Source organism: Pseudooceanicola antarcticus (assembly GCF_900215355.1).
Taxonomy (GTDB): Bacteria; Pseudomonadota; Alphaproteobacteria; order Rhodobacterales; family Rhodobacteraceae; genus Pseudooceanicola; species Pseudooceanicola antarcticus.
On the sequence record NZ_OBEA01000002.1, the window covers coordinates 223,701 to 248,759 of the forward strand.

At 67.1% G+C, this 25,059-nt stretch carries 24 protein-coding genes and 1 tRNA gene; 14 read left to right on the forward strand and 11 right to left on the reverse strand.

Going from position 1 to position 25,059, the window contains the following annotated elements; translation table 11 throughout:
* Positions 1-16: 16 nt before the first annotated feature.
* The 6 genes from kdsA to cysD form a co-directional block, all read right to left on the reverse strand.
* Entirely contained in the window at positions 17-865 is an 849-nt protein-coding gene (gene kdsA / locus CRO50_RS05675) for a 3-deoxy-8-phosphooctulonate synthase (RefSeq protein WP_097144918.1), read from the reverse strand.
* 20 nt (positions 866-885) lie between these two features.
* Positions 886-1,677, reverse strand: coding sequence for a 3-deoxy-manno-octulosonate cytidylyltransferase (locus tag CRO50_RS05680; RefSeq protein WP_097144919.1), 792 nt, complete (start codon positions 1,675-1,677; stop codon positions 886-888).
* Between the two features lie 15 nt (positions 1,678-1,692).
* Positions 1,693-2,676, reverse strand: coding sequence for a KpsF/GutQ family sugar-phosphate isomerase (locus CRO50_RS05685; protein WP_097144920.1), 984 nt, complete (start codon positions 2,674-2,676; stop codon positions 1,693-1,695).
* Between the two features lie 136 nt (positions 2,677-2,812).
* Positions 2,813-3,607 (reverse strand): 3'(2'),5'-bisphosphate nucleotidase CysQ, encoded by a 795-nt coding sequence (gene cysQ, locus CRO50_RS05690; RefSeq protein ID WP_097144921.1) that lies wholly within the window; start codon positions 3,605-3,607, stop codon positions 2,813-2,815.
* Positions 3,608-3,670: 63 nt separating this feature from the next.
* Positions 3,671-5,587: a sulfate adenylyltransferase subunit CysN gene (gene cysN / locus CRO50_RS05695; RefSeq protein ID WP_097144922.1), complete on the reverse strand. Its 1,917-nt coding sequence runs from the start codon at positions 5,585-5,587 to the stop codon at positions 3,671-3,673.
* A 42-nt stretch (positions 5,588-5,629) separates the two neighbouring features.
* On the reverse strand, positions 5,630-6,535 hold the full coding sequence (gene cysD, locus CRO50_RS05700) for a sulfate adenylyltransferase subunit CysD (RefSeq protein ID WP_097144923.1): 906 nt from the start codon (positions 6,533-6,535) through the stop codon (positions 5,630-5,632).
* A 116-nt stretch (positions 6,536-6,651) separates the two neighbouring features.
* On the opposite strand from cysD, the gene CRO50_RS05705 reads away from it, so the two are divergent.
* Entirely contained in the window at positions 6,652-7,692 is a 1,041-nt protein-coding gene (locus tag CRO50_RS05705) for a helix-turn-helix transcriptional regulator (protein ID WP_097144924.1), read from the forward strand.
* Between the two features lie 72 nt (positions 7,693-7,764).
* On the opposite strand, the gene CRO50_RS05710 is transcribed toward CRO50_RS05705, so the two are convergent.
* Positions 7,765-7,841, reverse strand: a tRNA-Arg gene (locus tag CRO50_RS05710).
* Between the two features lie 551 nt (positions 7,842-8,392).
* Positions 8,393-8,704, reverse strand: coding sequence for an ETC complex I subunit (locus CRO50_RS05715; protein ID WP_097144925.1), 312 nt, complete (start codon positions 8,702-8,704; stop codon positions 8,393-8,395).
* Between the two features lie 149 nt (positions 8,705-8,853).
* On the opposite strand from CRO50_RS05715, the gene uvrB reads away from it, so the two are divergent.
* From uvrB to rpsD, 7 genes are all read left to right on the forward strand, one after another.
* Positions 8,854-11,052, forward strand: coding sequence for an excinuclease ABC subunit UvrB (uvrB, locus tag CRO50_RS05720; RefSeq protein ID WP_097144926.1), 2,199 nt, complete (start codon positions 8,854-8,856; stop codon positions 11,050-11,052).
* Positions 11,049-11,540, forward strand: a complete 492-nt coding sequence (locus tag CRO50_RS05725; protein WP_097144927.1) for a YdcF family protein — start codon at positions 11,049-11,051, stop codon at positions 11,538-11,540. Before uvrB ends, CRO50_RS05725 begins: the two co-directional genes overlap by 4 nt.
* A gap of 69 nt (positions 11,541-11,609) precedes the next feature.
* Positions 11,610-11,798, forward strand: coding sequence for a PLDc N-terminal domain-containing protein (locus CRO50_RS05730; protein WP_097144928.1), 189 nt, complete (start codon positions 11,610-11,612; stop codon positions 11,796-11,798).
* A 145-nt stretch (positions 11,799-11,943) separates the two neighbouring features.
* Positions 11,944-12,342 carry a RidA family protein gene (locus CRO50_RS05735; protein WP_097144929.1) on the forward strand — a complete coding sequence of 133 codons (399 nt, stop codon included), beginning with the start codon at positions 11,944-11,946 and terminating at the stop codon, positions 12,340-12,342.
* A 209-nt stretch (positions 12,343-12,551) separates the two neighbouring features.
* On the forward strand, positions 12,552-13,460 hold the full coding sequence (locus CRO50_RS05740; protein ID WP_097145346.1) for a lipid A-modifier LpxR family protein: 909 nt from the start codon (positions 12,552-12,554) through the stop codon (positions 13,458-13,460).
* A gap of 77 nt (positions 13,461-13,537) precedes the next feature.
* The gene (locus tag CRO50_RS05745) at positions 13,538-14,548 is read left to right on the forward strand and encodes a Hint domain-containing protein (RefSeq protein WP_097144930.1); all 1,011 of its coding nucleotides are present in this window, start codon (positions 13,538-13,540) and stop codon (positions 14,546-14,548) included.
* 189 nt (positions 14,549-14,737) lie between these two features.
* Positions 14,738-15,358 carry a 30S ribosomal protein S4 gene (gene rpsD, locus CRO50_RS05750; protein ID WP_097144931.1) on the forward strand — a complete coding sequence of 207 codons (621 nt, stop codon included), beginning with the start codon at positions 14,738-14,740 and terminating at the stop codon, positions 15,356-15,358.
* A gap of 61 nt (positions 15,359-15,419) precedes the next feature.
* Here rpsD and CRO50_RS05755 read toward each other — a convergent pair whose 3' ends face one another.
* Together CRO50_RS05755 and CRO50_RS05760 are read right to left on the reverse strand one after the other, a co-directional pair.
* A complete protein-coding gene (locus tag CRO50_RS05755) occupies positions 15,420-16,166 on the reverse strand; it encodes a helix-turn-helix domain-containing protein (protein WP_097144932.1) in 747 nt (248 codons plus the stop codon).
* Between the two features lie 24 nt (positions 16,167-16,190).
* On the reverse strand, positions 16,191-16,490 hold the full coding sequence (locus CRO50_RS05760) for a putative quinol monooxygenase (RefSeq protein WP_097144933.1): 300 nt from the start codon (positions 16,488-16,490) through the stop codon (positions 16,191-16,193).
* A gap of 193 nt (positions 16,491-16,683) precedes the next feature.
* Between CRO50_RS05760 and hisC the strand changes: the two genes are divergently transcribed.
* Genes hisC through CRO50_RS05775 form a run of 3 tightly spaced genes read left to right on the forward strand, consistent with a single transcriptional unit; the run spans position 16,684 to position 19,579 of the window.
* Positions 16,684-17,775 (forward strand): histidinol-phosphate transaminase, encoded by a 1,092-nt coding sequence (hisC, locus tag CRO50_RS05765; RefSeq protein WP_179747213.1) that lies wholly within the window; start codon positions 16,684-16,686, stop codon positions 17,773-17,775.
* On the forward strand, positions 17,772-18,686 hold the full coding sequence (locus CRO50_RS05770; protein ID WP_097144935.1) for a prephenate/arogenate dehydrogenase family protein: 915 nt from the start codon (positions 17,772-17,774) through the stop codon (positions 18,684-18,686). The genes hisC and CRO50_RS05770 overlap by 4 nt, the downstream gene beginning before the upstream one ends.
* Complete coding sequence (locus tag CRO50_RS05775) at positions 18,683-19,579, forward strand: extensin-like domain-containing protein (protein ID WP_097144936.1); 897 nt, start codon at positions 18,683-18,685, stop codon at positions 19,577-19,579. The genes CRO50_RS05770 and CRO50_RS05775 overlap by 4 nt, the downstream gene beginning before the upstream one ends.
* 35 nt (positions 19,580-19,614) lie before the next feature.
* Here the strand turns inward: CRO50_RS05775 and CRO50_RS05780 are convergent, their stop codons facing one another.
* Entirely contained in the window at positions 19,615-20,619 is a 1,005-nt protein-coding gene (locus CRO50_RS05780; RefSeq protein WP_097144937.1) for a DUF2125 domain-containing protein, read from the reverse strand.
* Between the two features lie 65 nt (positions 20,620-20,684).
* Between CRO50_RS05780 and CRO50_RS05785 the strand changes: the two genes are divergently transcribed.
* From CRO50_RS05785 to CRO50_RS05795, 3 genes are all read left to right on the forward strand, one after another.
* Entirely contained in the window at positions 20,685-21,209 is a 525-nt protein-coding gene (locus CRO50_RS05785; RefSeq protein WP_097144938.1) for a gamma-glutamylcyclotransferase, read from the forward strand.
* 66 nt (positions 21,210-21,275) lie between these two features.
* Entirely contained in the window at positions 21,276-22,457 is a 1,182-nt protein-coding gene (locus CRO50_RS05790; protein ID WP_097144939.1) for a biopolymer transporter ExbB, read from the forward strand.
* Between the two features lie 3 nt (positions 22,458-22,460).
* On the forward strand, positions 22,461-25,058 hold the full coding sequence (locus CRO50_RS05795) for a peptidoglycan -binding protein (RefSeq protein ID WP_097144940.1): 2,598 nt from the start codon (positions 22,461-22,463) through the stop codon (positions 25,056-25,058).
* Position 25,059 lies beyond the last annotated feature (1 nt).

A 25,059-nucleotide genomic window follows, 5' to 3' on the forward strand; every position in this document is an offset into this window, starting at 1 on the left:
CGGGGCGCGCAGCGGGCTACATGAGGCCGAACTGGTCCTTGGTCAGCGCATCATAGGTGCGCAGCTGCGTGATCAGCGCTTCCATCTGCTCGATGGGGATCATGTTCGGACCGTCGGAGGGGGCGTTGTCAGGGTCCTCGTGGGTCTCGATGAAGAGCATAGACACACCGACCGCGACGGCGGCGCGGGCCAGGACCGGAGCAAACTCGCGCTGGCCGCCCGAAGTGGTGCCCTGACCGCCCGGCTGCTGCACCGAGTGGGTGGCGTCGAAAACCACCGGGTAGCCGGTCTTGCCCATGGTGGGCAGGCCGCGGAAGTCGGTCACCAGGGTGTTGTAGCCGAAGGAGGTGCCGCGGTCGCAGAGCATGATCCGCTCGTTTCCGGTCGACGCGATCTTGTCCGCCACGTTGCCCATGTCCCAGGGCGCCAGGAACTGGCCCTTCTTGACGTTGATGGCGCAGCCGGTCTGGCCCGCGGCCAGCAAGAGGTCGGTTTGACGACAGAGGAAGGCCGGGATCTGCAGCACGTCGACGGCCTCGCCAGCGGGGGCGCATTGGGCCGCGTCATGGACATCGGTCAGCACCGGCACGCCGAATTCCTCGCGGATCTTCGACAGGATGGTCAGGCCCTCATCCATGCCGAGCCCACGCTGGGTGGTGATCGACGAGCGGTTGGCCTTGTCGTAGCTGGCCTTGAAGACGAACTTGGTGTCCGTCGGCGCGCAGGCCTCGGCGATCTTCTCGGCCATCATGCGGGCATGATCCAGGCTTTCCAGCTGGCAGGGCCCGGCGATCAGGGCCAGGGGCAGCTTGCCGCCAACCTCGAAGTCACCGATGGCGACGGTCTTCTTCTGGATCTGGGTCATCGGGTCATCCTTTGATGGGCTCAGGCCATTGCGCGGAGAGCGGATTCGATACGGGGCACGTCTTCGGGGTTGTTGAGCTCCCAGAAGACACGGCCGCGGGCCTCGACCTCGACGCAGGTGACATCGATGCCGTTCTCGAGGAAGCGAAGTTGTTCAAGGCCCTCAAGCACTTCCAGTTTGCCGGGCGTGGCGTCCATATAGGCGCGCAGGGCGTCGGGGCGATAGGCGTAGACGCCGACGTGGTGGAAGACCGGCACCGGGTCGGGCAGGGCGCCAGGTGCGACATAGGGCACGACTTCCTTCGAGAAGTAGAGCGCCCGGTTGTCGTGGCCGAAGACCGCCGTGGTCCCGCCGACGCGACCGTTCTTCCGGTCGTCGACGAAATTGGCACAGGTCTGGGGATCGCAGCGCAGCACCGGGGTGGCCATGGGGATCGAGGGGTCGGCCTCCATCGCGGCGATCAGCTCTTCGACGAACCAGGCAGGCGTCAGCGGCGCATCGCCCTGGAAGTTGACAACTAGGTCGGCTTCGACCCCGGCGCGGGCCAGGGCGTCGGCGCAGCGTTCGGTGCCATTGGCGCAATCTTCCGAGGTCATCACCACGTCGGCGCCGAAGGCGCGCGAGGCCTCGGCGATGCGGTCATCGTCGGTGGCCACGTAGACCGCATCCACCCCGGAGATCGAGCTGGCGGCTTCCCAGGACATCTGGATCAGCGATTTCACCTTGCCATCCGGCAGGTTCAGCGTCACCAGCGGCTTGCCCGGGTAGCGGGTCGAGGCATAGCGGGCGGGGATGAAGATCACGGTTTTCATAGTCAGGTCAGTCCCTTACATGACGCCTGCGCGCAACAGGTCATGGATGTGCAGCACACCTTGGGGCACGCCATCGGCATCGACCACCAGGAGCACGTTCAGCTTGCGGGAATTGAGAAGCGCCAGGGCCTCGGGGGCCAGCATCTCGGGCGGGGCGGTCAGCGGGTTGCGGGTGGCGACATCCATGGCGGCGCGGGACATCAGCCCCTCCATGTTGCGGCGCAGGTCGCCGTCGGTGATCACACCGGCCAGCTTGCCGCCCTCGGTCAGCCCGGCGATGCCGAACCCATGCGAGGTCATCGTCAGCAGCACATCGCTCATGGAACTGTCGGCGGGCAGGCAGGGCAGCTCTTCGCCGCCATGCATCAGGTCGGCGATCCGGGTCATCTGCGCCCCCAGCTTGCCACCGGGGTGATAGATGCGGAAGTCCTCGGGCAGGAAGCGACGTTCCTCCATCAGCGCCACGGCCAGCGCATCGCCGATCGCCAGGGTCAACGTGGTCGAGGTCGTGGGGGCCATGCCGATCGAGCAGGCCTCGGGCAGGTCGGGCAGGGTCAGTCGGAAATCCGCCGCCTGCATCAGGGTCGAGCCCGCGCGCGAGGATATCCCGATCACCGGGATCGAGAAGCGCTGCGAGTGATAGAGGATGTCGCGCAGCTCGCTGGTTTCACCGGAGTTGGATATCAGCAGGCAGATGTCCTCGGGCGTGATCATGCCCAGGTCGCCATGGCTGGCCTCGCCGGGATGGACGAAATGCGAAGGGGTGCCGGTAGAGGCCAGGGTGGCGGCGATCTTGCGTCCGATATGGCCGGATTTACCCATGCCCGAAACGATCACCCGGCCCTTGGAGCCAAGGATCTTGCGGATCGCGGGGGCGAAATCCTCGGGCAGGTGCTCTGCCAGATGGGCCAGGGCATCGGCCTCGGTGCGCAGCACGCGGCGGGCCGTTTCCAGCATTGGATCGTTGGGGAGTTCGTTGTGCGGGGCCAAACTGGACATGTCCGAATCCTCTGGCCGGCGGGGTCGCGGCACTGGTCTTGTCAGGGCCGCACGGTTAGCACGACTTTCCCGACTTGACCAGTTGAGCGGCAGGACAGGGCGAATGGCGGCGACCCCTGTCGCCGCCGGCAGCGCGTCAGCCCTGTTTCAGTGCAACGGCGGGCGCATAAGCGATGAAGAAGGGGTTGGCATAGCCCTCCTTGCCGTAGGTCAGCGGGGTCAGATCGTCGAAACGCACCACCTTGCCGCCAGCGCCGCCGAGCACCGCGTGGCCTGCGGCGGTGTCCCACTCCATGGTGCGGCCAAGGCGCGGGTAAAGATCCGCTTCACCCGTGGCCACCAGGCAGAACTTCAGCGAAGAGCCGGCGCTCTTCATGTCCTTCACGGCATATTTGCCGATGTAGTCGTCGGTGGCCTGGTCGCGGTGGCTTTTCGAGGCCACGACCATCAGCGCGTCGTTGTCGCTTTCGGCCACGCTGAGCGGCTTCAGCTCACCCGGCTCGGTGCCGAAGGGGCCCAGCTCTTCGACGGTGGAGCCATCGGCCAGGGTGTAGAACATGCGGTCGCGGGCGGGCGCATAGACCACGCCGCGGGTCGGCACACCGTTCTCGACCAGGGCGATGTTGACGGTGAAGTCGCCGCGCCGGTTGATGAATTCCTTGGTGCCGTCGAGCGGGTCGACGATCAGGAAGGTGGGTGCGGTCTGACCATGCGAATCCGCTTGCTCTTCGGTGACCAGCAGCACCTCGGGGAAGGCTGCGACCAGCCCGGCCGAGATCAGCGCATCGGCGGCCTCGTCAGCGGCGGTCACCGGGCTCTCATCCGACTTGGTCTTCACCTCGAAGTCGTCGGAATTGTAGATCTCCATGATCTTGTCACCGGCCTCCAGCGCCAGCTGGCGCATCACGGTCACGAGCTTTTCGTAGTCCAAGGGGCTCTCTCCAGGAAATATCGGTCTTGCGAAAGCGCCGCCCCGAAGGGCGGCGCGAAGGTATCAGGGGATGAGGCGCGCGATGATCGCATCGGCGGCTTCTTCCGGTGTCATCTCGGTCGTGTCGACGCGGATCTCGGGGGCGTCGGGGGCCTCGTAGGGGCTGTCGATGCCGGTGAAGTTCTTCAGCTGGCCCGAACGAGCCTTGGCATAGAGACCCTTAACATCCCGTGCTTCCGCCACTTCCAGCGGCGTGTCGACGAAGACTTCGACGAATTCGCCCGGCTGCATCATCTGGCGCACCATCTCGCGTTCGGAACGGAACGGAGAGATGAAGGCGGTGATCACGATCAGCCCGGCATCGGTCATCAGCTTGGCGACCTCGCCGACGCGGCGGATGTTCTCGATCCGGTCGGCCTCGGTGAAGCCCAGGTCCTTGTTCAGCCCGTGGCGTACGTTGTCGCCGTCCAGCAGGAAGGTGTGGCGGTTCATCCGCGCCAGCTTCCTCTCGACGATATTGCCGATCGTGGACTTGCCCGAGCCCGAGAGGCCGGTCAGCCAGACCACCGCGGGCTTCTGGTTCTTCATCGCCGCATGGGCGTCGCGGTCGATATCCGTGGCCTGCCAGTGGATGTTCTGGGCGCGACGCAGGGCGAAGTTGATCATGCCCGCCGCAACGGTCTGGTTGCTGATCTTGTCGACCAGGATGAAGCCGCCGAGGTCGTGGTTCTCGACATAGGGCGCGAAGGGGATCTCGCGGTCGGTGGTGATATTGGCCACGCCGATGGCGTTCAGGTCCAGGGTCTTGGTCGCCAGCTGCTCCTGGGTGTTGACGTTCACCTCGTACTTGGGCTGCTGCACGGTGGCCGAGACCATCTGCGTGCCGATCTTCAGCCAGTAGGCGCGACCGGGCACCATCTCCTGCTCGTCCATCCAGATGATCGTGCTTTCAAACTGGTCGGCCACTTCCAGCGGGCTTTGCGCCGCCACGATGACCTGCCCGCGCGAGCAGTCGATCTCGTCTTCCAGGGTGAGGGTCACGGCTTCGCCGGCCACGGCCATGGCGCGGTCGCCCTCATAGGTGACGATCTTCGCCACCTTCGAGGTCTTGCCGGAGGGCAGCACGCGCACCGGGTCGCCCGGTTGGATCACGCCCGAGGCGATCAGGCCCGAGAAGCCGCGGAAGTCGAGGTTGGGGCGGTTCACCCATTGCACCGGCATGCGGAAGGGGGCGGACTTGGGCTCCTTGGTGCTTTCGATCTCGACGGTTTCGAGATGCGGCAGCAGGGCGGTGCCCTTGTACCAGGGGGTGTTTTCCGACGGCGCGGTGATGTTGTCGCCCATGTAGCCCGAGATCGGGATCGGCACGAAGGCCTCGATGCCGATGGAGGCCGCGAATTCGGTGTAATCGGCGACGATCTGGTCGAAGACCTCTTGGGAGTAATCCACCAGGTCCATCTTGTTGACCGCCAGCACGACGTTCTTGATGCCCAGCAGGTTGACCAGGTAGCTGTGCCGCTTGGTCTGGGTCAGCACGCCCTTGCGTGCGTCGATCAGGATCACCGCCAGATCGGCGGTCGAGGCGCCGGTGACCATGTTGCGGGTGTATTGCTCGTGGCCCGGCGTGTCGGCGACGATGAACTTGCGCTTCTCGGTGGCGAAGAAGCGATAGGCCACGTCGATGGTGATGCCCTGCTCGCGCTCGGCGGCCAGGCCGTCGACCAGCAGCGCAAAGTCGATGCCTTCGCCCTGGGTGCCGGATTTCTTGCTGTCGGCCTCCAGCGTCGCCAGCTGATCCTCGAAGATCATCTTGGAATCATACAGCAGCCGGCCGATCAGCGTCGACTTGCCGTCATCGACCGAGCCGCAGGTGATGAAGCGCAGCATGGTCTTGTGCTGGTGCGTCTCGAGGTAGGCGTCGATGTCCTCGGCGATCAGCGCGTCGGTCTTGTAGATCGGGTCTTTGTCTTGGGTCGTCATGGGGTCACCTGAAATCTGAAGAAGCCTGAAAAAGCGAAGCGGTCAGAAGTAGCCTTCCTGCTTCTTCTTCTCCATCGAGGCCGCCTGGTCGTGGTCGATGGCGCGGCCCTGGCGTTCCGACGTGGTGGTCAGCAGGGTTTCCTGGATGACCTCGGGCAGGGTCTTGGCGGTGCTCTCCACGGCGCCGGTCAGCGGGTAGCATCCCAGCGTGCGGAAACGGATGGAGCGCATGACGGGGGTCTCGCCCTCTTTCAGGGGGAAGCGATCATCGTCGACCATCAGCAGCATGCCGTCGCGCTCGACCGTGGGGCGCTCTTCGGCCATGTAGAGCGGCACGATCTCGATGCCCTCCAGGTGGATGTACTGCCAGATATCCAGCTCGGTCCAGTTCGAGATCGGGAAGACGCGCATGCTCTCGCCCTTGGCCTTGCGGGCGTTGTAGAGCCGCCAGAGCTCGGGGCGCTGGTTCTTCGGGTCCCAGCGGTGGCTGGCGGTGCGGAACGAGAAGACACGCTCCTTGGCGCGCGATTTCTCTTCGTCGCGGCGGGCGCCGCCGAAGGCCGCATCGAAGCCGTGCTTGTCCAATGCCTGCTTCAGACCTTCGGTCTTCCACATGTCGGTGTGCAGGCTGCCATGGTCGAAGGGGTTGATGCCCTTCTCCCTGGCTTCGGGGTTCTGGTAGACGATCAGCTCCATCCCCGCATCGCGGGCGGCCTTGTCGCGCAGCTTGTACATGTCCTGGAACTTCCAGGTGGTATCCACATGCATCAGCGGGAAGGGCGGCGGCGAGGGGTAGAAGGCCTTCTTGGCCAGGTGAAGCATCACCGCGCTGTCCTTGCCGACAGAGTAGAGCATCACCGGGTTCTCTGCCTCGGCGGCCACTTCGCGCAGGATGTGGATGCTCTCGGCTTCGAGCCGTTGAAGGTGGGTCAGGGTCTTCGAGGTCATGGCCGGTCCTGTAAGTTCGTGCTTGGCGCCCAACCTAGGTTTTCGGGGTGAATTGCGAACCTCCCATATGGGGGGTATAGTCATTTCGCCGCCCGTTTTGCCGCGAAAGCCCCGCCATGGCCGATGAGCCCGAGATCCTCAATGCGCTGTTCGCTGCTGCCAGCAGGGCCGAAAGCCTGCCCGAAGATCAACGGCTTGGCCGCGATGCCGGGGGCGGTTGGGAAGCCTTCCTGGCGCTTCTGGCGGAAGAGACACGGGCGGAAGGGGCGGCCCTTTTCCTGACGCAGCAGGACCAGATCGAGCACGGCTGGCAGGTCGGAGCGGCTCCGGCCCCCCCGGAAGAGATCCTGCGGATGCGTACCAGCCGGGTTTATTCCCAGGTGGATCTGCCGGGTCTGTGGCAGCGCGACTCGCCGATCAGGGCGACCCGCTGCAATGTCGGGGCCGACCGCAGCGTGCTGCTGATGCTGCAACGGCGTGGAGAGGACTTCCGCGCCATCGACGGCTCGCAGCTCTCGACCCTAACGCCCTACCTGGGGCCGGCGCTGTCCACCTGGCTGCGCCTCGGCCAGGAGCGCAACCGCGCGCAGCGGGACCGTGATCTCTTGCGGGATCTGGGGGGCGGCTGGCTGGTGTTCTCGACCACCGGCGCGGTGCAGGAGGCCTCGGAGGGCGCGGCGGAGCTGCTGGCCGGTCATGCCGGGTGGCGGATCGCCAGCGATGGCCGGATCACCTTCCGCGAGCCGGCGCAGGGCTCGGCTTTGCTGCAGGTCCTGCAGGGCGCGCGGCCGGGGCAGCCGCCGGCGGTGCTGCGCCTTGCCGATGAGCCGGTGACAGAGCTTCTGGTCTCGGCCGAAGAGACCCGGGCGGGGCGGGTGCTCCTGGGGCGCCTGCGTCAGGCCCCCGCGGCCGCGCGCCTTGCGCCAGAGAGGCTTGCGGCGCATTGCGGCATAAGCCTGTCCGAGGCGCGCCTCGTGCAGCTGCTTTGCGACGGGATGTCGATTGCGGATGCCGCGGCAAGGCTTGGCTGGACGCTGGAGACGACCCGAAGCACCTCGAAGCGCATCTTCGCGCGGATGGAGGTGACGGGGCAGACCGGCGTGCTGCGGCGGGTTCTGGGAGGTGCGGTCTGGCTGGGTGCGGAGCGGCGCAACTGAGCCTGGCCCATGCCATCCGGTTTCCCGGTCCCGCCCAAGGCGGGATGCCCGATGTGGAGGATCTGACGGCGCTGGCGACCCCTGAAGGACTCGAACCCTCAACCTGCTGATTAGAAGTCAGCTGCTCTATCCAGTTGAGCTAAGGGGCCGCACGGGGCGCTTTTCGAGGAAAGTTGCGGCCTTGGCAAGCGCCGCCTACAGGTTTGCCGTCAGGATCTGCAAGATTCCGATGAAGGCCAGAATCGCGACAATCGCAATTATCGCGTACCAGAAGGCCGGCTGCTGGAGCGGCTCCTTCCTTGCGTAGCATTTTCCGCAATGTCTGCCACCAAATCGCATCTGGTGGCCGCAATCTTTGCAAGTAAAGACCCTGAGTGCCATGGCCGGATATGTCCCCAATCCGTTCCTGATAGCGCCTTGCGGCGCTTGAAAAATAATTTGTCCCTGTTTGTCCAGATATCGTTCCCCTTGCGTCAGGTGCAATAAGGAAACGTACTATCTCAAGGATTCTTGCGCGAGCGCCACATTCTGGCACCAGGTTTAGCTGAAGTGATCAAACTTCCGGCGAGATATGATTGTTACTTATCAATGTATTAACAGCGTGTATCGTTAAAAAACCGGCAAATTCGCGCGGAAATAGATTGGGCTCTTGCCCAATCTTTCTGTAATTCCCGTGGTTTCGTGCCGGAGCCCAAGGGCTTTAGTGGGTCCATGCTCCGCGGCGATTGGTGGCGAAATTCTCACCATACCCAAACGGACGGACATTGGCCTTGCGCGACTGCGGTTCGGTCACAACGGCGTCAATTCCGTGCTCGGCGGCATATTCCAATGCGGCTTCCTTGCTGTCGAAGCGCAGACGCACCTGGCTTTGGGTGTCCGAGGACGAGGTCCAGCCCATGAGGGGGTCAACTTCCCGCGCCGAAGCCTGGACGTAGTCAAGCACCCAGGTCCGCGTCTTCGCGGTGCCGGATTGCATGGCGGTCTTGGCGGGGCGATAGATTCGTGCGCGCATGGCAAACCTCCTTAGGTACGGACCTCTTATCCGGAATTTCTTGACGATCTGCAAGCGGCAGAGGGCATCTGTCAGCATCGCGGCGGCAGCCGGGGTTGAACCTGGGCGGAAAGAGGACAAATCTGGAACGAACCCGGATCGGAGCCCCCATGCCCTACGCCCACAACGATCAGACCATGCCGCTCATGCATGCCCCCGCGCCCGACGTGAAGTCGCGCGAGAAGCTGGAAGGCGGCAAGCGTCTGGTGATGAAGACGGATTTCTCTGCGGCGGGGGACCAGCCGACGGCCATCGCCGAGCTTTCGCAGGGGCTGATGGCGGGCGACCGCGACCAGGTCCTGCTGGGTGCCACCGGCACCGGCAAGACCTTCACCATGGCCAAGATCATCGAACAGACCCAGCGTCCGGCGATCATCCTGGCGCCGAACAAGACCCTGGCGGCCCAGCTCTACGGCGAATTCAAGGGGTTCTTCCCCGACAACGCGGTGGAATACTTCGTCTCGTACTACGACTACTACCAGCCCGAGGCCTACGTGGCCCGCAGCGACACCTATATCGAGAAGGAAAGCCAGATCAACGAGCAGATCGACCGGATGCGCCACTCGGCCACCCGTGCCCTGCTCGAGCGCGATGATGTGATCATCGTGGCCTCGGTCAGCTGCATCTACGGTATCGGTTCGGTCGAGACCTATGGCGCCATGACCCAGGACCTGAAGGCGGGGGGCGAATATGACCAGCGCGCGGTGATCGCCGACCTGGTCTCGCAGCAGTACAAGCGCAACGATCAGGCCTTCCAGCGCGGCAGCTTCCGGGTGCGCGGCGACAGCCTGGAGATCTGGCCCGCCCACCTCGAAGACCGCGCCTGGAAACTGTCGTTCTTCGGTGAAGAGCTGGAAAGCATCACCGAATTCGATCCGCTCACCGGCCAGAAGACCGATACCTTCGACCATATCCGCGTCTATGCAAACAGCCACTACGTGACCCCCAAGCCGACGATGAAACAGGCGGTGATCGGCATCAAGAAGGAGCTGCGCCAGCGGCTGGATCAGCTTGTGGGCGAGGGCAAGCTGCTGGAGGCGCAGCGGCTGGAGCAGCGCACGAACTTCGACCTCGAGATGCTGGAGGCCACCGGCGTCTGCAACGGCATCGAGAACTATTCCCGCTACCTCACCGGCCGTGCACCGGGAGAGCCGCCGCCCACGCTGTTTGAATTCATCCCCGATAACGCCATCGTCTTCGCCGATGAATCCCATGTCAGCGTGCCGCAGATCGGCGGCATGTACCGGGGCGACTACCGGCGCAAGTTCACCCTGGCCGAACACGGCTTCCGGCTGCCCTCCTGCATGGACAATCGCCCCCTCAAGTTCGAGGAATGGGACGCCATGCGCCCGCAGTCGGTCTATGTCAGTGCCACGCCCGGTGCCTGGGAAATGGAGCAGACCGGCGGCGTCTTCACCGAGCAGGTGATCCGCCCCACGGGCCTGCTTGATCCCCAGGTCGAGATCCGGCCGGTCGAGATGCAGGTGGATGATCTGCTGGACGAGGTGCGCAAGGTCACCGCCGATGGCTACCGCACGCTGGTCACCACTCTGACCAAGCGCATGGCCGAGGATCTGACCGAATACATGCATGAGCAGGGGATCAAGGTCCGCTACATGCACTCGGACATCGACACCATCGAACGTATCGAGATCCTGCGGGATCTCAGGCTCGGCGCCTTCGATGTGCTGATCGGGATCAACCTGCTGCGCGAGGGTCTGGATATCCCCGAATGCGGCCTGGTGGCGATCCTCGATGCCGACAAGGAGGGCTTCCTGCGCTCAGAGACCTCGCTGATCCAGACCATCGGCCGGGCGGCGCGGAACGTCGACGGCCGGGTGATCATGTATGCCGACCGGGTCACCGGCTCGATGGAGCGCGCCCTGGCCGAAACCGAACGCCGCCGCGAGAAGCAGATTGCCTACAACGAGGAACACGGGATCACGCCGGCGACGGTGAAGAAGAACGTCGATGACATCCTCGCCGGTCTCTACAAGGGCGACGTGGACATGAACCGGGTGACCGCCAAGGTCGAGAAGCCGCTGGTGGGGGCCAACCTGCAGGCCCATCTCGAGGGGCTCCGGGACGACATGCGCAAGGCCGCCGAGAACCTGGAGTTCGAAGAGGCCGCCCGTCTGCGCGACGAGGTCAAGCGGCTGGAGGCCGTGGATCTGGCCATCGGCGACGATCCCATGGCGCGGCAATCGGCCGTCGAGGCCGCGGGCGAGGCGGCGACCAAGTCCAGGGGCCGCTCTACCGCCGGGCGCCCCGGCCAACGGGGCGGCAACGTCAAGCGTCGGAAAAGATGAGCGAAACCGCCGTCACCGCCATTGTCTTGGGCGCTGCCGTGCGCCCGGACGGGACGGCCTCCCCGCAGCTCAGGCGGCGCACGCTGCATGGGGCGAAGCTTTATCACGCCGGCGAGGTCTCTCGCCTGGCGCTGTGCGGCGGGGTGGGCCGCTACGGCGCCTCCGAGGCCTCGGTGATGGCGGATATCCTGCGCGCCGAGGGGGTGCCCGAAGCGGCGCTGATCCTCGAAGAGCGGTCGACCGACACGATCACCAATATCTCCAATGCGCTGGCGCTCTGCCCAGACATGAAGGAGGTCGTGATCGTCACCGCCCCCTACCACGCGCCAAGGGCCCGGCTGATCGCCCGTCACCTGGGACTGCGCGCGCGCAGCTCCTGCCCCGAAGGCGGGCTGAGTGGCAGGAAGTTGCGCCGCGCGAAGCTGCGCGAATTGGGGGGGCTGGTGAAGGTGCTGATCTGGATGGTTACCGGGTATCGATTGACCTGAGGGAACCATTTGCCCGGTTTCATGCGTTGTATCCCCAGAACAACCTGCTGAAGCAATGGAGCCGAGAAAATGGAATATGGACTTCTGGGACTTATCGTCCTGATCGCCGACATCTACGCCATCTACCAGGTGCTGACCTCTGCCAGCTCCACCGGGGCCAAGATCCTCTGGACCCTGCTGATCCTGATCCTGCCGGTGCTGGGCTTCGTGATCTGGCTGCTGGCCGGACCCCGCGGCGGCCGTGCGATGCGCGTGTAAGCCTTGCGGGATGCTCTGCCCGAGCGCCCATCAAGACAGCGCGGCCGTTGCCCGAAAGGGTGACGGCCGCGTCTTTTTGCGTGCGCGGCTTGCCAAGGCGCGCGCCCTGGCCAAGCCTGTGGCGACACGTCAGACGGAGCACCCCATGGACCCGAAATTCCACCTCTTTTCCAACGGCCCGCGCCCGGTCGCGCCCTTTTCCCACGCAGTGGAAAGCGATGGCTGGGTCATGCTGACGGGGCAGATGCCCACCGATCCCGCCGCCCCCGATGCGCCCCTGCCCGAGGGGATCGAGGCGCAGACCCGGCGGGTGATGGACAATCTCTCTCTGATCCTGGCCGAGCTGGGGCTGGACATGTCGCACGTGCTGCAATGCCGCTGCTACCTGACCGAGTTCGAGCGCGATTACGCCGCCTTCAACGAAACCTACCAGGGCTATTTCCCCAAAGACCGCCGCCCTGCGCGGACCACCATCGGCGTCACGGCATTGGCTGTCGGCGCGCTGGTCGAGATCGACTGCATCGCCCGGCGGCCCGATGCCTGAGCGCCCCCGCGACGCTGGCCCCCGAGGGGCGGGGGAAGGTGGGTTTGCACCCGCCCTGCACCCGCGGTGCGGCCCGGTTTTCGGGCAAGCGACAGCGCTTTCTGACGCGCAAAGGCCACAGGGCGCGCGGGGCAGGGCGGTGTTAGCTTTCTTGAAGGGCTTTTCTGCGCTAGCTTCATGGGGCCGGGGGGCAGATTGACGGGATGGACATGCGCAGCCTTTTCGCCGCCGGCACTCTACTTTTTCTGATCGCCCTCGGGCTCGCCGCCCCTGCCTCTGCGCGGGAACGGCTGGGCTATGGGCGGTTGATCTCCAACGATTTCATCGGCGGCGGCCAGGACCGCTGGCGCACGGGCTCCGTGGCCTCGTCGCGGGTCTGGGGGCCAGGCTGGGACGGCCAGCTGCCCGACCGCGCCGGCGAGCTGCTGGAACTGCGCTTCCTCGGCCAGATCATCGCCCCCGACAACCTCGAGACACCGGCACCCGGCGACCGGCGCTATGCCACGGCGCTGTCCTTCGGGCTGCACAGCCATTTCGACCTCGGCGGATACGAGACCGCCCTTGGCGGCGATCTGGTGATCACCGGCGAAGAGACCGGGCTGCCGGGGTTCCAGGATGCGTTGCATGACCTGCTGGACGTGCCGGGCCCCTCGGATGCCACCCGCGCCGCGGCGGTCCCCTCGGGGGTGCATCCGACGCTGGTGCTGGAAAGCGGTCGCAGTTTCTCGGCCGGGCCGGCGCAGCTGCGGCCCTTCGTCGAGGGCCGCATGGGCGACGAAACCCTGCTGCGCGCCGGTGTCGACATCAGCTTCGGCGCCATAGGTCGAGGCGAGCTCATGGTGCGCGACCCGGTCACCGGCCAGCGCTACCGCGTGGTGCAGGACGAGGCCGCGCGGGGCTCCAGCTTCGTGCTGGGCGGGGACATCGCCCATGTCGCCTCTTCCATCTACCTCTCGGACGCTGAGCTGCGCGAGGACCGCAGCCGCCTGCGGGCGGGGATGCATTGGCAGGGCGACACGATGAGCGGCTTCTACGGTCTCACCTGGCTGGGAGAGGAGTTCTCGGGGCAGGACGAGGGCCAGCTGATCGGCTCGGTCCGGTTGAAGTTCGAATTCTGACCGCCCGCGGGGCGGTGTGGTGACAGGCGGCGACGCCCCGGCACAGGGGCGCGGCGCGACAGGGGCAAGAGCAGAGCATGGGCAGAGGGTTCGCGGGCACTTACGCGCTTTCGTGGAAGCAGACAGAGATCGACGGCCAGCCGGGGCTGGGGCCGGAGGCGCTGCGCGTCGGTGTGCCCTGGCGCTGGCGTGGCGAGGCGCTGCGACTGGACGGCCCGTCAGAGCTCTTGCAGCTGGCGCGTCCCGGCGAGGCGCAGGAGCTGCATCGCAGCGCGGCACGGATGTTGCGGCGCATGGCGCTTTCGCGCCCCGTTGCGGCCCGGCCGGAGCCCGGCGAAGAGGACAGCCCGCTGCTGGAGACCGGCTTCGTGCTGACCGACGGGCGCCACGGATATACCGCGACACTGGTGCCCCAGGACGGCGGGCGGGCGCCATTGCTGATGTTCCGCGACAGCCTGCCCGAGGCAGGCCGAGAGCATTGGGTGGTGCGCACCGCGCTGGAGCCGCGCCGCCGCCTGCGCCCGGCACCGGGCGGGCTGGGCAGCGGGTTGGTGGCCGGCACCCGGATCGCCACCCCCTCGGGTCCGCGCCTGGTCGAGGATCTCTGCATCGGCGACCTGGTCCAGACCCGCGATGCCGGGCCGCAGCGCCTGCTCGGGATCGAAGCCAACCGGATCAGCGGTGCCCGGCTGCACATGATGCCGCATCTGCGCCCGGTGCATATCCACACCGGAGCCTTCGGCCTGCTGCGCCCCGAGGAAAGCCTGCTGGTCTCTCCGGACCACCGGATGCTGATCGGGGCTCCGGCGGCGCGGGCGTTGTTCAACACTGACGAGGTGCTGGTCCGGGCCCGGGACCTGATCAACGGGCGCTCCATCGTGCAGGACCTGGCGGTGACCGAGGTCCTTTATGTGCAGCTGCGCCTGCGTGGCCACCACGTGCTGATCGCCAATGGACTGCCCTGCGAAAGCCTCTTGCCCGCCGAGGCCCTGCGGCCGGGCCTGCGCCCCGGCCTGGGCGATGTGCCCCCGGCGCGCCGGCTCCTGAGCCAGCCCGAGGCGGCGATCCTCATGCGCGACGCGGCGTGAGGGCCCGAGTTTCACCGAAAACAGCGGGAATGGTCGATTGACTCTGCCCCGGCAGCCTCTATAAGCGCGGCTTCATTGGTGTTGGTGGCCCCCGCAAGGGGAACCCTGTCAACCTGGGTCGCCTGCCCCGCAAGGGGGAGGTCCGGGGAGAGGACAACGCCCTTCGAACTCATATGAAGGAGATCAGTCGTGACCAAACGCACGTCTGCCAAGTACAAGATCGACCGCCGCATGGGCGAAAACATCTGGGGCCGTCCGAAGTCCCCGGTGAACCGCCGCGAATACGGCCCCGGCCAGCACGGTCAGCGCCGCAAGGGCAAGATGTCCGACTTCGGCCTCCAGCTGCGCGCCAAGCAGAAGCTGAAGGGCTACTACGGCGACATGACCGAAAAGCAGTTCCGCCGCATCTTCGCGGAAGCCGAGCGTGTCAAGGGCGACACCGGTGAGCTGCTCATCGGCCTGCTGGAGCGCCGCCTGGACGCCGTCGTCTACCGCGCCAAGTTCGTGGCCACCGTCTTCGCGGCCCGTCAGTTCGTGAACCACGGCCACGTCCTGGTGAACGGCAAGCGCGTGAACATCCCCTCCTACCGCGTGAAGGAAGGCGACGTCATCGAGGTCCGCGAGAAGTCCAAGCAGATCGCAGCCGTCCTGGAAGCCACCCAGCTGCCCGAGCGTGACGTCCCCGATTACATCGAGGCCGACCACTCCAAGCTGACCGCGACCTTCGTGCGCACCCCCGGCCTGTCGGACGTGCCCTACGCCGTCCAGATGGAACCGAACCTGGTCATCGAATACTACGCCCAGAACTAAGTTCTGGACGATCCTGTCGGAAAGGGCCGTACCTTCGGGTGCGGCCCTTTTTCGTTGCTGCCTAGCGTGGTGCCAGGCTGCGGCGGTAGTCGCGGGGGCTTTGCCCGGTGATCTCGCGGAAGCCCGTGTTGAAGCCGGAAAGAGAGCCGTAGCCGCAGGCAAGCGCCACCTCGATCACCGGCATGTCGGGCGCGCAAAGCAGCTCGGCCGCGCGCATCACGCGCATTCGGCGCATCAGGTCGCGCCAGCCCATACCGGTTTCCGCCTGAAGGTGGCGGGCCAGGGTGCGTGGGGTGGTGGCCAGCTCGCGCGCCAGCTCCGGTATCTCGGGCGGGTCCTCGAGCCGCGCCTCCACCAGCGCCAGGGCCCGCTGCACCATGGCCGAGCGCCCGACGGGCCGCGACAGCGGCAGCGGCCTTGCCGCCAGTCTCCAGGCGGTCGAGATCAGTGCCGCGCCAAGAGCGCGGGCATGGGTGGGGTCGCTGTCGTCCTCGGGCATTTCGGCCAGCAGCGCCCTGAGCAGGGGCGAGCTTTCAAAGACCCGCAGCGGCGCCGGCGGTGCAGGGGCAGCCTCGGGCGGGATCAGCACGCTCAGCGCCTGCAGCCTGCGCGGCAGGGCGATGGTGATCTCTTCCCCGGCTGCGACAAGCGCCGCGCGGGCCGGGGGCAGGGTCCAGAGCTGGCCCTTCGCCTCCATCCGCATCACCCCGTCGCTGGCATGCAGCAGGTAGTGCGCCTCTTGCCGGAAGGACCGGGGCGGGGCGGCGGGGAAATCACCCCGCAGAAGCTGGAAGACCGGCGCAGACATCTCAGGGAGGTTACGCCCGCTGTGCTATCCCGTCACCAGGATATCTTCCTGCGCCTCGAGCCGCAGCGAGACCGGCGGCGCGGTCATGCCGGGCCGCAACAGGGCGCCGAGTGCCGCGAAATGCTCAGAGGCCAGGTAGCCCTCGAAAGCGGGCTTGTCCTGCCAGCGGTGCAGCAGGATCAGCCGGTCCGGGGCCTCGCTGTCCGAAAGCACCCGGTAGTCCAGGCAGCCCGCCATCGCGCGCACCTGGGGAAGGGCGGCAAGAACCTGGGGCAGGAGCGGGACCGGGTCGCGGTGCGGGAAGTCGACAAGGGCGATATACATGGGGCATTCCTTCGCGAGTTGCAGGTCCCAACCTGGCCTTTCACGGCCCCATACGCCGCCGATGAATGCGCAAAACGTACCGCTCAGCGGACATTCAGCAACGGAACTCGGGCGCGGTGCCTTTCACTGAAACTTCATCTTTCCATGCACCCAACCCCCGGCTAGAAGGACCCCGGTGCGAAAAGGTGACATGATGACCAACAAGATCGAGCCACAGCCGGGGATCATGGAGATCGACCTCTACGTAGGTGGTGCCTCCAAGGTCGACGGCGTGAGCGACGTGGTGAAACTCTCGTCGAACGAGAACCCATATGGCCCCGGCGATGCCGCCAAGGAGGCCTATGCCCGCGCGGTTCACGATCTGCATCGTTACCCCTCGACCGACCATGCCGAGCTGCGCGAGGCGATTGCCGCCCACCACGGGCTCGACCCGGCGCGGATCATCTGCGGCGTGGGTTCGGACGAGGTGCTGCAATTTCTCTGCCAGTCCTTCGCCGGTCCCGGCGACGAGGTGCTCTTCACCGAACACGGCTTCGGCATGTACCGCATCCTGGCCCATGCCTCGGGCGCGACGCCGGTCGAGGTGAAGGAAAAGGACCGCGTGACGGATGTCGACGCGCTGATCGCGGGCATGAGCGAGAAGACCAAGCTGGTCTTCATCGCCAACCCCAACAACCCGACCGGCACCATGATCGGCGGCAACGAGGTGGCGCGCCTGGCCGACAGCCTGCCCGAGGGCGCGATCCTCGTGCTGGACGGCGCCTATGCGGAATACGTGCAGGGTTTCGACGGCGGGGCCGCGCTGGTCGAGGCGCGCTCGAATGTCGTCATGACGCGCACGTTCTCGAAGATCTACGGCCTTGGCGGCCTGCGCATCGGCTGGGGCTATGGCCCGCAAGAGATCATCGACGTGCTGACCCGCGTGCGCCAGCCCTTCAACCTGTCCAACGGCCAGCTGGCAGCGGCCACGGCGGCGATGAACGACCAGGCCCACGTGGCCCGTTCGCGCCGCGAGAACACCCGCCTGCGCGACTGGCTGCGCAATGCGCTGGCCGAACATGGCGTGCCCTCGGACCCGTCCTTCGGCAACTTCATCCTGGCCCGTTTCGCCGATACCGAAGAGGCCCAGGCCTGCGATGCCTTCCTGCGCGCCCGCGGTCTGCTGGTGCGCCAGGTGGCGGGTTACAACCTGCCCCATTGCCTGCGCATCACCATCGGGGACGAGCCCTCCTGCCGCCGCGTGGCCCATGCCATCGGCCAGTTCAAGGCCGGGGACGAGGCATGATCTACGAGCGGATCACGCTCATCGGCCTCGGTCTCATCGCCTCGTCGATCATTCGCGCGGCAGAGCGTGGCGGGCTGGCGGGCGAGATCCGCGGCTATGACCTGTCGGACGAGGCCCGTGCCACGGCACGCGAGATCGGTCTGGGCGACGTGATCTGCGACAGCCTGGAAGAGGCCGTGACCGATGCCGACCTGGTGATCCTGGCCGTGCCCGTGGGCGCCATGGGTGGCCTGGCAGAGCGGATCGGCCCCCACCTCAAGCCCGGCGCGGTGTTGTCGGACGTGGGATCGGTCAAGGGCTCGGTCGTGGCCTCGGTCGGCCCGCATGTGCCCGAGGGCGTGCATTTCATCCCCGCGCACCCGCTGGCCGGCACCGAGCATTCCGGCCCCCGCGCCGGCTTCGCCGAGCTCTTCGACAACCGCTGGTGCCTGATCGTTCCGGCGGGCGAGACCGATCCGCAGGCCCTGGCCGGGCTGCGTGCCTTCTGGGAAGGCATGGGCGCCCATGTGGACGAGATGGACCCCGAGCACCACGACCTGGTGCTTGCGGTGACCAGCCACACGCCGCACCTCATCGCCTACACGATGGTCGGCGTGGCCGACGACCTGCGCCGGGTGACCGACAGCGAGGTCATCAAGTACTCGGCCGCCGGTTTCCGCGACTTCACCCGGATCGCCGCCTCTGATCCGACCATGTGGCGCGATGTCTTCCTGTCCAACAAGCAGGCGACGCTGGAGATCCTGCAGCGCTTCACGGAAGAGCTTTTCCGTCTGCAACGCGCCATTCGCCAGGACGACGGCGATCTGCTGCACGACTACTTCACCCGCACCCGTGCCATCCGCCGCAATATCATCGAGGCGGGGCAGGATACCGATGCGCCGGACTTCGGGCGCGGAGCGGTGCGCAAGTGACCCGCCGGCGGCTGGCTGCAGCAGGGCTCCTTCTGGGGCTTGCGCTGGCGGCCAGCGCGCTGACGACAGCCGCGCTGATGGCCCAGGTGGCCGGTTCGCTGGCGCCGGAGCGCTCTTTGCGCCCGGTGGCGCGGGGGCAGATGCTGCGCGGCGTGGTGCTGCCGGCAGAGGTCTTCGTCCAGCGTGACGTGGCCCTGGAGGTGGCGCAGCAGGTCCTCTCGGAGGCCCGCAACCCGCAGCAGGTCGAGACCGTGGGTCTCAGCCGCTATGCCCCGGACAGCTCGACCACCCCCACCCGTTCCCTGCGCCCGAAGCTGCGGCCGGCGACCGTGGTGCAATTGGCGCGGGCGGTCGAGGCGCGGCGCAGGCAGGGGGCGGTCTGTGGCGATCTGTCGATCCAGGGGGTCGAGATCGGGGCCGTGCCCTCTCAGACGCAGGGCTGTGGCATCGACCAGGCGGTGCGCATCCGCTCTGTCTCGGGCGTCAGCCTGTCGACCCACGCGGTGATGGACTGCAAGACCGCGCAGGCGCTGAAGAGCTGGATCGACCGGGGGCTGTCTCCGGCGGTGCGGCGCTATGGCGGCGGGGTCCGGGAGTTGCGGGTGGTGGCCCATTACGCCTGTCGTCCGCGCAACAACCGCAAGGGCGCGCGGATCTCGGAGCATGGCAAGGGGCGGGCCATCGACATCGCCGCGATCCGGTTGAACGACGGCAAGGACCTGGTGGTGCTGGAAGATTGGAACAATGGCCGCGAGGGCAAGATCCTCAAGCGCGCCCATGCCGCCGCCTGTGGCCCCTTCGGCACCGTGCTGGGCCCGGAGGCCAATGCGCTGCACCGCGATCACTTCCACTTCGACACCGCGCGCTATCGCTCCGGCGCCTACTGCCGCTGAGCGCCCGGCCCGGCCCGGCCCGGCTCGGGGCCGGGTCAGCGCAGTATGAAGCTCGGCGCCGGTCCCAGCGGGATGAAGCCCAGCCAGACCTGTCCGTCCGAGAGCGTCACGCTCAAATCCAGGGTCTCGGGGTTGCCGCGGATGCTGGCCATCGAGCTGAGCGCCCGTTCGGCGGTCTCGGCCAGCCGGGCATCCACCGCCCCGAGGCTGACGGCCATCTGCAGCATCTGTCGCCAGTTGCGCGCCTGCACATCCACGTCGCCAGAGGCCATGCCGGTCTCGTCCACCGTCAGATCCGCCGAGAGCTGCAACATCAGCTCGCCCCATTCGGCGCGCGCCAGGTGCAGCTCGATCCGGCGCGGCTGCGGGCGGGCGTCCTGCAGGGCGCGGATGTCCCAGGGATCGGCGAAGGTCACATGGGCGTCGAGGTTGAGCGCCCGGATGCGGCGCGGCAGGCCCCGGTCCGCCGCCAGCCGGGTCACGAAACCGGCGGGCAGCTGCACCGCTTCGGCCGACAGGCCCAACCGGTAGCGCTCGGCCTGCCCCTCGTCCTGGGCCAGGGCCATGTTGAGCGGGCCGCTGGCCACCAGCGCCGGGGCGCCGGCGCCATCCAGCTGCAGGCTCTCCAGCGTGAACTGCGCCCGCTGCAACTCCAGCGCCGTGTTGGGCTTCAGCACCAGCGAGGCGCGCATGCCTTCGTTCTGCACCTGGTAGCGATCCGAGAGGGTGCGCAGGGCGAAGGTCTCGGGCCAGGCGGCGATGACGTGGTTGGGCTTGTAGGACAGGGCAAAGATGCCGAAATCGGGCAGTTCGACCGCCAGCCCGCTGTCGGGGTCGGCCACCGCCAGGTTATGCCACGTCAGGTCGAAGCGGTTGGGGAAGCCCTTCACGCCGAAGCTGGCGTAGTCCAGCTGCCAGCCCTCGGCACGACGGGCGGACATCCAGCCCTCGACCTCGTCCTGCAACTTCGACGAGCCTGCGAACCAGTAGCCGGACCAGAGCAGTGCCAGCACCGCGATCACGATCGTAAGACGTTTCATGGCGCCCCTTCACCTCTGCCTTTGGCTGTTGTTTACAGGGGGCAAAGGCAAAGGGAAATATCACCATGTGGGTCTTCGGCTATGGATCGCTGCTGTGGAAACCGGGTTTCGAGCCGGCCGAGTCGGTCGTGGCCCACCTGGCGGGCTACCGGCGCTCCTTCTGCATGACCTCGATCCACCATCGCGGCACGGAAGAGGACCCCGGCCTGGTGCTGGCGCTGGACGCCGAGACCGGCGCGGGCTGTACCGGCCTGGCCCTGCGCGCCGCCGACCACGAGGCGGACAGGGTGCTGGACTACCTGCGCGAACGCGAGCTGGTCTCATCGGCCTACGTGGAAACCCCCGTCGAACTGGATCTCGCCGATGGTCGCCGCATCGAGGCGCTGGCCTATGTCATCGACCCGCACCACCGCCAATATTGCGGCGGCCTGCCGCTGGAAGACCAGGCGCAGATCATCGCCCAGGCCCATGGCGGCATGGGGCCGAACGCGGAATATCTGCTCAACACGGCGGCGCATCTGGAACAGCTGGGCCTGGGCGATGACGAATTGACCTGGCTGGCCGAAAGGGTGCGCAATTTGCGCGGATAAGCCCTTTTTCTGGAAGGCGAAACCTCCTAGAGTCCGGGCAACGAAACCACATCCGGGACCGTCCTGATGGCTCATAGTGAGAGCGAGGCCGCTCCGCAGTTTTCCCAGCCGATCCGCCAGATTCTGCTGATGCTCGTCGTCCTCGGGCTCTGCGCGGCGGGGACCTTCGTCGTCGGCCCCAGCCTGCTGCCTGTCTTCGAGGCCAACCCCTACCTGAACGGCTTCATCGGCTTCGTCTTCTTCATCGGCGTGCTGGCCTGTTTCTGGCAGGTGGCGCAGCTGATCTCCTCGGTGCGCTGGATCGAGCGTTTCGCCCAGACCCGCGACGGCGAGGCGGCGGGCCGCGCGCCGCGCCTGCTGACCCCGCTGGCCACGCTGCTGGGGCGCAGCGACCGGCGGATGCAGATTTCCTCGACCTCGGCGACCTCGATCCTGGAATCCGTCGCCACGCGGATCGACGAAGCGCGCGAGATCACCCGCTACCTGACCTCGCTGCTGATCTTCCTCGGGCTCTTGGGCACCTTTTACGGCCTAGCCACCACGGTTCCGGCGGTGGTCGACACCATCCGCTCGCTGGCGCCGCAGGACGGCGAGGCGGGTACCTCGGTGTTCAACCGGCTGATGACCGGGCTTGAGGCGCAGCTTGGCGGCATGGGCGTTGCCTTTGCCTCGTCGTTGATCGGCCTGGCGGGCTCGCTCGTCGTGGGCCTGCTGGAGCTCTTCGCCGGCCACGGTCAGAACCGCTTCTACCGCGAGCTGGAAGAGTGGATGTCGACGATCACCCGCCTCGGGCTGTCGGACGGCGAAGACGGGACCAGCGACTCGATGCTGGTCACCGTGCTCGACAACATGGGCGAGCAGATGGCCCGCCTGCAAGAGATGTTCATGCGCTCGGACGCGGCCCGTGCCGAGGTCGACAGCAAGCTCTCGACCCTGGCCGATACCATCGAGCGGCTGACCGACCGCATGGCGGCGCAGAACAATTCCTCTGGCCAGACCGCCGATGCGATGATGCGCCTGGCCGATCAGCAGGAAGCGCTGCTGGGAAAGCTGATGGAGCAGGGCCTGGCCGAGGGGCTGGACGCGGAAAGCCGCATGCGCCTGCGCTCGATGGACGTGCAGCTGCTGCGCATCCTCGAAGAGATCAGCGCCGGCCGGCACGAGACCATGGCCGAGCTGCGCACCGATATCGCGGCCCTGTCGCGGCTTCTGTCCCACAGCAGGCCCCACCTGGACCGGGACGGCTGATCCATGGCCCTGTCCCGCAGATCCGGCGCCCGGCTGCAGGCCAATATCTGGCCAGGCTTCGTGGATGCGATGACCGGCCTGCTGATGGTTCTGATGTTCGTGCTGACCATCTTCATGGTGGTGCAATACACGCTGCAGGAAACCATCACGGGCCAGGAAAACGAGCTGGACGACCTGACCCAGGACCTGGCGGCCCTGTCGCAGGCCCTGGGGCTTGAGCGCGACCGCTCGGCCCGGCTGACCGAGGAGGTCGGCACGCTTAACGCCACCCTCGACGACCGCCAGCAGCGGCTGGACCAGCAGACGGCGCTGATCGCCTCGCTGACCCAGCAGCGGGATGCGGCGCGGGCGGGGCTTGCCGATGCCAACGCCCGGATCACCGATTTCGAGGCCCAGGTCTCGGGCCTGTTGGCGCAGCGCGATGACGCGCGCGCCCAGGTGGCGGATCTGCAAAGCGAGCAGCAACGCCTGATCGGCGAACAGGAGGCTCTGCAACTGGCCCTGTCGCAGGCGCGCAGCGAGATCAGCCAGCAGGAAGAGCAGGCCCGCCTTGCCGCTGCCCGCCGCGAGGCGCTGGAAGCGCTGGTCGACAGCCTGCGCACCGAACGCGATGACGCCCGTGCCCTTGGCTCTGACCTGACCGCGCAGCTGGATGATCTGGAAACCCAGCTCTCCGAGGAAGAAGCCGCCCGCATTGCCGAGGCCGCCGCGGCCCAGGCCCTGCGCGAGCGGCTGAAAAACTCGCAGGACGAGCTGACCGCGATGACCCTGGCGCTGGAGGAACAGCGCCGCCAGGCCGAAGAGACCCTGACCCAGCTGGCCGCCGCCGAGGCCGCCACCGATGACCTGGACGAACGCCTGATGGCCGCGCTGCTGGCCCGCGACGAGGCGACGGCGCAGGCCAGCCAGACCTCGGATGAGCTGGCGCGCACGCAAGAGCGCCTGGCCGAGGCGGAAGAGGGGCGTCAGGCCAGCTTCGGCCAGCTCTCGCGCCTGGAGGCGGCCCTGGCCGATGCCCTGGCCGATGTCGAGGACCGGGACTCGAAGCTGGCAGAACTTGAGGCGCGGCTTGGGGTGCTGGAGCGCGCGCTCACCGGCGCCGAGGGCGATCGGGACGCGGCCCGCAGTCAGCTGGCCGTGCTGCGCGAGGACCTCTCGGCGGCGCGGGAAGACACCGCCACCGCCCGCGCCCGCGCCGACCGCGCCGAGGCAGAGACCCTTTCGACCCGTGAAGATATGCAGGCCGAGATCGACCGCCTGCGCGCCGAGGCCGCCGCCCGCGAGGCCGAGCTGACCGCGCGTCTAGATGCGGCAGAGGAGCAGACCGACGGCCAGATCGACGCGCTCGAGCAGGTCCGCCTGCGCATCGTCGCGCTGGAATCGGCCCTGGCCCGCGCCGAGGAAGAGAAATCCGGTCTCTCGGATCGTCTCGCCGCCGCGCTGGAAAGCGAGGACCAGGCCGAGGCGCTGGCCGCCGACAAGGCCGCGCTGGAAGCGGACATGGCCCGCCTGCAGGATACCGCCGAGGCGCGGCAGACCACCATCGGCGAGCTGGAACAGAAGCTGCGCGCGCTGGAAGCCACGCTGACCCGTACCCGCACCGAGCTGGAAGAGAACGAGACCCGGCACAGCGAAGAACTGGCCTCGATACAGCGCCGTCTGGCCGAGGCGCTGGCCGCCAAGGAGGCCGCGCGGAGCGACTCGGGCGACCGCGAGGAGCTGCGCCGGCAACTGGCCGCGGCGCTGGCGGCAAAGATCAAGGCCGAGGAAGAGGCGGCGGCCCAGCTCTCGGAGGCCGAGCAACGGCAGATCCTGCTGTCCCAGGCCAATCGCGCGCTGGAAGCGGAAGAGGCACAGAGCGCCGAGGCGGCGCGCCGTTCGGCGCTGCTCAACCAGCAGGTGGCGGCGCTGCGCACCCAGCTGGCCTCGCTGCAATCGCTGCTGGACGACTACAAGGAACGCGAGGCCACCAGCCAGGTGCAGATCGAGAGCCTGGGCCAGGACCTGAACGCCGCCCTGGCCCGCGCCGCGGCGCTGGAACGCAAGGAGCGCCAGCGCGCCGAGGAAGAGGCACGCCGCCTGGCCGCCGAAGCCCGTCAGCTGGAAGAAGAGGCCCGCCGCCTGGAGGCCGAGAAGCAGGAGCTGTCGCAGTACCGGTCCGACTTCTTCGGCCGCATGCGGCAGATCCTGGCGGGGCAGGACGGCGTGCGCGTCGTCGGCGACCGTTTCGTCTTCTCTTCAGAGGTGCTCTTCGCGCCGGGCCGGGCCGAGCTCTCGGACGAGGGCCGCAGCCAGATCGCACAGATTGCCGGTATCCTGCGCCAGGTGGCGGCCGAGATCCCCTCGGGCATCGACTGGATCATCCGCGTCGACGGCCATACCGACAAGGTGCCGCTCTCGGGCGGTGGCGAGTTCGCCGACAACTGGGAGCTCTCGCAGGCCCGCGCCCTGTCGGTGGTGCGCTACATGATCGAGCTGGGCATCAGCCCGCGCAACCTCTCGGCCAATGGCTTTGGCGAGTACCAGCCCATCGAAGAGGGCGACAGCCCCGAGGCGCTGGCCGCCAACCGCCGTATCGAACTGAAGCTGACCGAACGCTGAT